General features: G+C 46.6%; 8 protein-coding genes. 2 read left to right on the top strand and 6 right to left on the bottom strand.

Features of this window, described 5'->3' with window-relative positions; translation table 11 throughout:
* Nucleotides 1-59: 59 nt before the first annotated feature.
* The 6 genes from QUB16_RS22240 to QUB16_RS22215 all read right to left on the bottom strand — a co-directional run bounded on the left by QUB16_RS22240 (nt 60) and on the right by QUB16_RS22215 (nt 5536).
* Nucleotides 60-1220 carry a transposase gene (locus QUB16_RS22240; RefSeq protein WP_333319452.1) on the bottom strand — a complete coding sequence of 387 codons (1161 nt, stop codon included), beginning with the start codon at nt 1218-1220 and terminating at the stop codon, nt 60-62.
* A 331-nt stretch (nt 1221-1551) separates the two neighbouring features.
* Entirely contained in the window at nt 1552-2034 is a 483-nt protein-coding gene (locus tag QUB16_RS22235) for a DUF29 domain-containing protein (protein WP_333319450.1), read from the bottom strand.
* A 26-nt stretch (nt 2035-2060) separates the two neighbouring features.
* Nucleotides 2061-2798, bottom strand: a complete 738-nt coding sequence (locus tag QUB16_RS22230; RefSeq protein ID WP_333319448.1) for a helix-hairpin-helix domain-containing protein — start codon at nt 2796-2798, stop codon at nt 2061-2063.
* A gap of 137 nt (nt 2799-2935) precedes the next feature.
* Entirely contained in the window at nt 2936-3283 is a 348-nt protein-coding gene (locus tag QUB16_RS22225; RefSeq protein ID WP_006633318.1) for an NINE protein, read from the bottom strand.
* 94 nt (nt 3284-3377) lie between these two features.
* Entirely contained in the window at nt 3378-3590 is a 213-nt protein-coding gene (locus QUB16_RS22220; RefSeq protein WP_333280377.1) for a hypothetical protein, read from the bottom strand.
* A 353-nt stretch (nt 3591-3943) separates the two neighbouring features.
* Nucleotides 3944-5536 carry a CPBP family glutamic-type intramembrane protease gene (locus QUB16_RS22215; protein WP_333319446.1) on the bottom strand — a complete coding sequence of 531 codons (1593 nt, stop codon included), beginning with the start codon at nt 5534-5536 and terminating at the stop codon, nt 3944-3946.
* A gap of 451 nt (nt 5537-5987) precedes the next feature.
* Between QUB16_RS22215 and QUB16_RS22210 the strand changes: the two genes are divergently transcribed.
* The gene (locus QUB16_RS22210) at nt 5988-7349 is read left to right on the top strand and encodes a histidine phosphatase family protein (RefSeq protein ID WP_333319444.1); all 1362 of its coding nucleotides are present in this window, start codon (nt 5988-5990) and stop codon (nt 7347-7349) included.
* Between the two features lie 216 nt (nt 7350-7565).
* Entirely contained in the window at nt 7566-8879 is a 1314-nt protein-coding gene (locus QUB16_RS22205) for a dihydroorotase (protein WP_333319442.1), read from the top strand.
* The last annotated feature ends 46 nt before the right edge of the window (nt 8880-8925 follow it).

Raw genomic sequence — 8925 nt, 5'->3', positions numbered from 1 at the left:
CAGTTGTCAAGGTTCTACACCTTGCGGCTAATCCCCCTAAACCCTGTTGGATTTTGTTTCTAGCCAACGATTCGCACTGATTCTCCCAAAGCGTTACTTGCATCAAGTGCAAAGGTTCCGGTATGCCCTACCGTACCCAATCCTCGACTTAGGATGTTTTTGGCTGCATTGAAATCTCTATCCAAGGTACACCCGCACTTGCAGACGTGCGTTCTTGTGGACAGCGTTTTCTTAACAACTTCTCCGCAGTTAGAGCATTCTTGGCTGGTATATTGCGGATTTACCGCAACCGTTACCCGCTCAAATACTTTTCCAAAATATTCAAGCCAGATGCGGAACTGATACCAAGATGCGTCGTTAATAGACTTAGCTAAGCAATGATTTTGCACCATATTCTTGATTCTCAAATCTTCGTAGGCTATCAAGTCGCTTGACTGAACTACGCACCGTGCAAGTTTTATTGCATGATCTTTGCGTTGTCTACTTATTTTGAGATGCTGCTTACCTAAAATCTGTCTAGCTTTGCCTCTATTTTTGGAACCTTTAGTTTTTCTGGATACGCGACGCTGACAACGCTTGAGAACTTTCTCACCTTTTCTCAGGAATCTAGGATTTTCCACCGTAACTCCGTTTGAATCGGTGTAATATTCTTTCAACCCAACGTCTAGTCCGATGGTATTGCCAGATGGCTCCGTGTTTTCCTTTCTATCGACATCGATACAGAATTGGACGTATACACCGTCTGCACGTTTTACTAATCGAACCCGTTTAATTTGGTTGATTTGGTAGAAGTGCAGATCGCGTGTACCTTTTAGCTTGAGCTTGCCAATTCCTTTTTTGTCGCTAAATTTAATCGATTTCCTGTCGTCTGCAAGTTTCCAGCCAGTCGATTTATACTCGACAGAACGACAGTCTTTCTGGAATTTTGGATACCCTTTTTTGCCGGGAGTTCCTTTTTTACAGTTGTCGTAGAATCGGGAGATAGCAGACCAAGCACGTTCGGCGCTAGCTTGCCTAGCCTGCGAATTGAGTTCATCAGCAAACGGAAACGATGCTGCCAATACCGCACAGTATTTGTTCAAATCGTACTTGTTCACTTTTTTGTTGTCGATCCAATAGCGTAAACAACTATTGCGAACAAACTGGGCAGTGCGAATTGCTTCGTCTACTGCCGTGAACTGGCTTGATTTTCCGTAAGCTTTTAACTCGAAGACTAGCATTGTTTTACCTCCCACCTTATGCTACATCATCTGGCACAAAGTAAGATGTGGTACAACAAAAGTTTACATAAAAGTCGTCCTAGAAGGACGGGGTTTTAAACCCAGTTTTTGATATAGCAATCCGATCTGAGTCTCACAACACCACGCCTTCTTGTCTTCCTAGACTTCTTATATAGCAAGACTTTCAGATTTTACATATCTAGAAAATCACTTAGGATTGCTATAAATACTTTTTTTTATAATTTCGCGCTTGCCCGCCTGCAGGGGGAGATTTTTGCCAGCCGGTACATTTAATGTCAATTACCAGGAGGCGATCGAGTTTTTTGCCATACTACCCTTGAATCATCTCATCTGGCAGAAAATCTGGCAAAAATTCAGAATCTAGAACCTCGACAGCACTGTAGATACATAATTTCGGAAACGTGTCTACAAGCAATCCAGTTTCAGCACTTGCTTGTTCTGCTGCATCCGCATAGCATTGGGCCAATACCTCTTCAAGATATGGTTTGAGACTGGGGGAATCTTTCAGAGCTTTGCGAATGCGTCTGCGATGTTCGACAATGCTGCCTTTCCAACTACCGCTTCTTTGATCCGGTTGAAATTGCCACTTGAGCAAGTGCAGGAGAATTACCACCAGATTACTCTCTAAACTCCGGCGTTCACTTCGCCCCATGTCTTCTATTTCTGCTATCAGATTTTCCCAGTCGATGTTTGAATAGTCGCGAGCCCGCAACTTTTCCAGAGTGGTTTCGATCCATCTCAGGTAATCTGTATCATACAATTTTTGTCGTTCAACTTCTAATTTTGTTGTCATAAGCTGTTGGTGCTAACAACTGTAAATTAACAAATATGGCGGTATGAATCAAAAGGCAGTCCCGTCCGCCGCTTGACTTCGACAACTGATTTGTAAGCGCCTTTTCTCTGCCTTTCTCTAACTATTTTTTCCGCAACATATCGATCTAAACCGGTGGCGATTAACTCTTCCGGCGAAAGAATATTTAACCGTTTCCAAGTAAACTGCGATTCTTTTTGATAATTGTAGCTGAAGCAAATCATCGGGGCGATGCGTCTGACGTGACTTTCGGGAACTCCGGCTATTTCTGATAACTCTTCGGCGTGGGTAAAAAGGTAGCCTTCGTTTTGCAAAGATTCAATATCGTTGGCGTAGACGATCGGCAAACCCAAGATTCTGACCATATCGTCTTTGGTACACTCATTAATATCTATTTTGCCGCGCACGTTTGCCAGTTCTTCGGCATTCGTCGCACTTGCCGGAACCAGTAAACCTCTGGGTGCGGTTTTGATGAGATAGCGCTTTTTCAAACTAAAAGCAGTAACAATTTGAGCAATCCAAACGATCGTACCCAAATTAGTTGAAGAAGATACCGCTAGGGCTGCTAAAGTAATGCCAACACCCCATCCCATCCAACTGCGAATATTTGACTTTTGACCTGCATAGGCGATCGCCAATCCGCCGAAGTAGGGAATAAAAGAATACCACACCCAGTTGGGAGTTTGACGCAGCCAGTATAAATCTTGAGACACTTTAATTTTATCCTTAAATAGCTGTGATATCACACTTCTTTCAATTTCAATCCCACTTTTTTAATAGTGGGCTTTCTTCTGCCTTCTTCCTTCTTCCGACTTCCATCGGACTGACATCCGTTACATCCGTTACATCCGTTACATAATCCGTTGCCGAACTGCCTTCTTAATTACAATTCTCGCAGCAATTTTTGGCGTTTTTCTTCATATTCTTCGGCCGTAATTGCGCCCATATCGTAAAGTTTTTTCAATTCGCCGATCGCCCCGGTTACATCTTTTGCCGCTCTGAGGGCATACCCCGACGGCAACGTACCACCATTGTACTGAACCTGAAAAGCTTGTTCCGACATCAGCAGCAGGCCGATAAAATCGAAAAATGCGATCACTGACGGAATTAATGTCCAAGAAAATAGCAAGTATAATACCCCTGCTAAGTTATTGCCCAAATAAAATTTGTGAACTCCGAAACCTCCTACAAAGAAAGCTAACACAACTGCTACGCTTTTATCTTTTACCATTTTTACTTTCTCCAGTTTTTTATTTTAACTTCCGCGATCGACTTTGAATGCGCGACATTGAACGATCGAGCTAAGTAATTTTACTAATTTTTACTCATTTATTTGGGTTTTTGCGAAACTTAGACATCGCAAAATACAGCAGAACTATACCGACTTGAGCCTGCATAATCACCAAGTAGCCTCTCAAGAAATAATTGAGTTCGCTGCCTGAATTGAAAGAAAATATTAACAGACCCAAGGCTGCGTAGGGTGCGAAACGCATCCAACTCGGCGTTCCCTCTAACTTGTGGCTGTTCAAATTGCTCATTCGGTTTAAGCCTCATCCTAAATTAAAATTTACCTATAAATTAGCCCGATTGTCAACTTCCGTTTGGTTCGATCGCCCCGGTGAGTCTCTCAATCCTCAGCCAATAAGATATTACTTCCATGTTAAACCCTGTTTTTCCGCTAAAATAAGCGACCGGGGCGGGTCTATCTGGATCTGTGGCTGAGATTACAGATTAGCGTGAACCCGCCCCTAATGAAATTCCGGTTATTTTACCGGGCTAGATATCAGGGGCGCACCGAGCACCCTACTGCTGTTTTTGGCAAGAGTCGATCGCCCGCACGAAAACTGTCAAAAAAACTCGGTTAATTCACAATTATTAACAACCGCCCCAATTAACTCGCGCCCCCGCCCAAAAGAAACAGACTCAAAAGAGTACCGCTATTCCAGAGACTGTGCAGAAGCATAGGAGCAAGTAGATTGCGCGATCGCGTGTACACAAACCCCAAAACCGCACCCAAAGTCGCCAAAGGCAGAATCTCAGAGACACTCAAGTGAGCCACAGCAAACAATAAAGCAGAAGCTGCGATCGCCCCCCAAACAGGCAAATAGCGAGTCAGAGAAGGCAGTAGAAAGCCCCGAAACACAATTTCCTCAAAAACCGGAGCCGCGATCGCAGCAGTGCCGAAAAACACCGCCAAAGCCACGTTGTCCCTACCTTCGAGAACGATCGGCAAAATCGGATTACTGCCACCTTGTCCCTGCCACAATTGCTGATTGATCAGCGACACCAAAACTACCAAAGGCAAAGCAACAAAATAGCCACCAAATCCCCACAAAAACCAATTTCCCCGCAAATTAATCCGAAACCAACCTTCCGGCAAAGGCAAAAAAGACTTGACCGAAAAATACAGTACCGAAAGCCCCCCAGCCGACAGCAACAAATAAGTAGCAAAGATATAAAAAGCCTTGTCGCGCGGGTCAAAAGTAGCAGGATTGAGTTTTAAAACAGCCAGAGAAACAGGCAGTAACAAATAGGGAATCAAGATTTGGCCGACAAAGAAAAAGCCGACCACAAGCACCTGCCAAACAATCTCACCGTCCCAAGGCACATCCCAAGTCAAGCTCGAATGGAGCGCCAACACCGGGCCGGAACCTGCTGTATCTAACTGCTTCCGCTGCAACACCCACTGCACGGTCAAACCAACCAGCAAAACCGTACCAATACAAAGTGCGATCGCCGGAACGCCCACTATAATTGCCAACTTTTCTACAGCTTGCTCGGCCGTTACTTGCTCTGCTGCTTGCAGAGCCGTCAGCTCTTTAGAACGTTCTTGCAGCTTGTAAAGTTGAGCTAGAGCGCGATAGCGAAACCAGCCATCCAAAGACTTTTGAATGCGCGGCTCGGCATCCGGCAGCAGTTGAGCCGGATTGCTCCAAATTCCCGTTAAAACTTGAGCAGTTACCACCGAAGAATCATCATCACTTTTAGTTTTGTAGCGCTCCACTAAATTTTTCCAACTTTGGAGAGCCGCCTCAGTTTTCCCACTGCTTGCCTGCAAAATTCCCAATCGCAAGTCAAGTTCGTTTAGCAGCACTGACTGTTGCTTTATCGACTCGGACGCCGCCTTATTTTGAGCCAAATTCAGAGTATTATCCTCAGACTTAGAGGCAATGGCAGACTGAATTTCTTTAACTTGTGCTTGAGATGTTTCGAGAGTTTTGCGAGTCGAGTCTCGCGCTTCTTGATATTGCGTCAAAGCCGTATTTAAAGGATCTGCACCGACAATATTGTTGCGCGCCGAACTTAAATTAGCACTCTGATTATTTTCTCCTTGCCACTCCGAGGCGTGCAGCAGCAAATTTGTCTGGTAGAGTTCCAGCCGGCTTTGAATTTGCGGCTGATTCCAACTAGCAAGTAAAGATAAACCGACCAGGGCGATCGCGATCGCCGTTAAAATACCTAAAATAACCCGCTTCAGTGTCATTCCTCGTTTTCCGTCCCGCGCGAATCCGTGGCTAAATCTTTTCCGTCTTTAATCATAGGTCGTTGCAGACGAGAGTATCCCGACAACTGGTAAAATTTCACTGGCTTATCTTTTTGACTCGCCTCAACAAGACTTACGCCACAAATCCTCGCTCCGCCATGTATGCGTAAGGTTCACACCTTAGCCCAACGGTGCTTATGGCGCACCCTACAGGAGTAGTGCGGCATAACTCAGATGTTGCACCATTGTCAAGAACGGGCTCTCCGGCCCGTTCCACAAAGAATTGAGTTTTCTTGTGGAACAGGCCGAAAAGCCTGTTCCTAAACAAGTAATTGAGAATGGTGCAAGATGTGAGTAACCACCCGCGATGTATGAGGTAAGATCCGCACCGCGCACCCTCCGCGCGGTAACAGGCTAAATCTAAAATCTAAAATCTAAAATCTAAAATCGAATGACTCGCATTATCTTAGTCCGTCACGGCAAAAGCACCTACAATCAAGAACGCCGCATCCAAGGCCGCCTCGATAAATCAATTTTGACAGAAGCAGGCCGCAGCGCCGCCCTGCAAGTAGGCGACACACTCAGCAGTATTGCCTTTGATGCCGCCTATACCAGTCCCCTGCAACGAGCCAAAGAAACAGCGGAAATCATCCTGTCGCGCTTGACAAATCCGCCACAACTCCAGCCAACTGATAATTTGATGGAAATCGATTTGCCTCTGTGGGAAGGAATGTTGCGCCAAGATGCGATCGACAAATTCCCCGAAGCATATCAGCAGTGGCAAAAACAGCCCGACAAATTTTCCATGAAACTGCCATCTGCTGACGGAGAAATCGAACACTTTCCCGTATTAGCCGTTTTTGCTAACGCCCGTCATTTTTGGCAAGAACTTTTATCGCGCCACCAGGACGGCACAATTCTAGTAGTAGGTCACAACGGAATAAACCGCGCTCTCATCGCCACCGCGTCGGAAATTACCCCGGATTACTATCAATCAATTCAACAGTCAAATTGCGGAATTAGCGTCATTAATTTTGGAAGTTACCCTGTTACCAACGACCAACTCGGAGAACAAAAAAAGAAAGTTGCAGTTCAATTAGAATCGGTCAATTTAACTTCCCATACCGGGGAAATTTTTCCCAAACCGAGGGACGGACACCAAGGCCCGCGCTTGTTGCTGGTGCGTCACGGCGAAACCGACTGGAATAAAGCAGGGAAATTTCAGGGACAAATTGACGTGCCTCTCAACGATAACGGCCGCGAACAATCCCGGCGGGCGGCAGAATTTCTCAAGGATGTAAAATTGGATTTTGCGATTAGCAGTTCCATGCTGCGCCCGAAAGAAACTGCGGAAATTATTCTCAAGTATCACGGCGATTTGCAACTGGAACTGCGCGATGACTTGAGAGAAATCAGCCACGGACTTTGGGAAGGAAAATTTGAATCAGAAATAGAACAATCCTATCCGGGTTTGCTCGAAGAATGGAAAACATCTCCTGAAAATGTGCAAATGCCGGAAGGAGAAAATTTGGAGCAAGTTTGGGATCGGGCGATCGCAGCTTGGCGCGAAATTGTACAATCTGTTTCTGGTACTGGGATTGTCGTTGCTCACGATGCCATTAACAAAGCAATTCTCTGCCACCTATTCGGTTTGGAACCAGAACATTTCTGGAAATTCAAACAAGGAAACGGAGCCGTTAGCGTGATTGATTATCCCCACGGCCCCGATGGTTTGCCGGTATTACAAGCGATGAATGTCACAACTCATTTGAGCGGCGGCGTTTTTGACCAAACAGCAGCCGGAGCACTGTAATAGGTTTGTAGTGAGGACTTCAGTCCTCAGTACAAACCTGATAAGCGTTATTTTACCCGACATGATATAAGTTTTGAAGTGTTTGAATTTTTATGTTTGATATCGTTTCCGGTTGGATCGGAATGATTTAACCGCAGAGAACGCAGAGAACACAGAGGGAGACAAGAGAGATCAATAATTCCGATGAAGAGCGGATTTGATTATGAATTGTAAGTTATGAGCCGCGAACTGCTACAAAATGTACGGGTGCTAGATCCAATTTCAGAGACCGATCGCATCGCTGATATTCTGATTGCTGAAGGTAAGATCGAAGCCGTTGAGGAAAAAATAGCTGAGTTTCCCCCTGACACGGAAGTGCGGGATTGCCAGGGACTGATTTTGGGGCCGGGGTTAACTGATATCTACAGCCACAGCGGAGAACCGGGTTTTGAGGATCGGGAAACCCTGGAATCTTTAATGCAGGCTGCGGCGGCAGGGGGTTTTACGCGAGTGGCGATTTTGCCGGATACCTCGCCACCTGTTGACAATTTGGCCGGTTTAGCTTTGTTGCAGCAATATATCGGCAATTTGCCGCCCGGCCTGCCCCGCTTGTATTTTTGGGGAGCGCTGACAGCGGGCGTTAAAGGGCAGCAGATGGCCGAGTTGGGCGAGCTGGCATCCTCTGCGGTGGTGGGTTTTGCAGACGGTTTGCCGCTGTCTAATCCGGCTCTGGTGAGGCGTTTGCTTGAGTATATCCAGCCTTTGGGCAAGTCTGTGGCTTTGTGGCCGTGCGATCGAACTTTGGCAGGAAATGGCGCGGCGCGGGAGGGTGCGGTGTCGGTGCGCTTGGGTTTGCCAGGAATTCCGGCGAGTGCGGAAACTTCGGCTTTGGCGGCAATCCTGGAGTTGGTGGCATCTGCGGGCACAGGAGTACACATTATGCGCGTTTCTACGGCGCGCAGCGTGGAATTGATTCGAGATGCGAAGGCGCGGGGTTTGCCGGTGACTGCGAGTGTGACTTGGATGCACTTGCTGTTGAATGTCGGGGCAATTTCAGGAAACTCTCAAGATGCCGGCGGGAAAAATGCTCTGACTGCTTCGTTGCCCTACGATCCGAATTTACGTCTAGAACCGCCGTTGGGCAATCTCAGCGACCAATTAGCGCTGATTCAAGCTGTGAAAGATGGCGTAATTGATGCGATCGCGATCGACCACAAGCCGCATACTTATGAGGAGAAAACTGTGGCTTTTGCTGATAGTCCGCCCGGGGCGATCGGCTTGGAATTAGCTTTGCCTTTGCTATGGCACGGACTGGTAGAAACTGGCGATTTTTCGGCTTTGGAACTGTGGCGAGTTTTGAGTACCAGGCCGGCCGTTTGTCTCGGACAAACCCCCGCCACTGTTGCACCAGGAGTCTCTGCTGAGCTGATTTTGTTCGACCCGCAAATGAGTTGGACTGTTGACGGGCCAAGTCTGAAGTCGCGATCGGCAAATACGCCTTGGTTGGGACAGCAATTAGCAGGAAAAGTTGTACAAACCTGGATTAATTGATTCTTGGGATTGAAATTTATCTATTGTAGAACAGGCATCTTGCCTG

It is taken from the genome of Microcoleus sp. D3_18a_C4, assembly GCF_036702415.1.
Lineage (GTDB): Bacteria > Cyanobacteriota > Cyanobacteriia > Cyanobacteriales > Microcoleaceae > Microcoleus.
The sequence above is the reverse complement of the archived record's forward strand: the minus strand, read 5'-3'. Positions and strand labels throughout refer to the sequence as shown.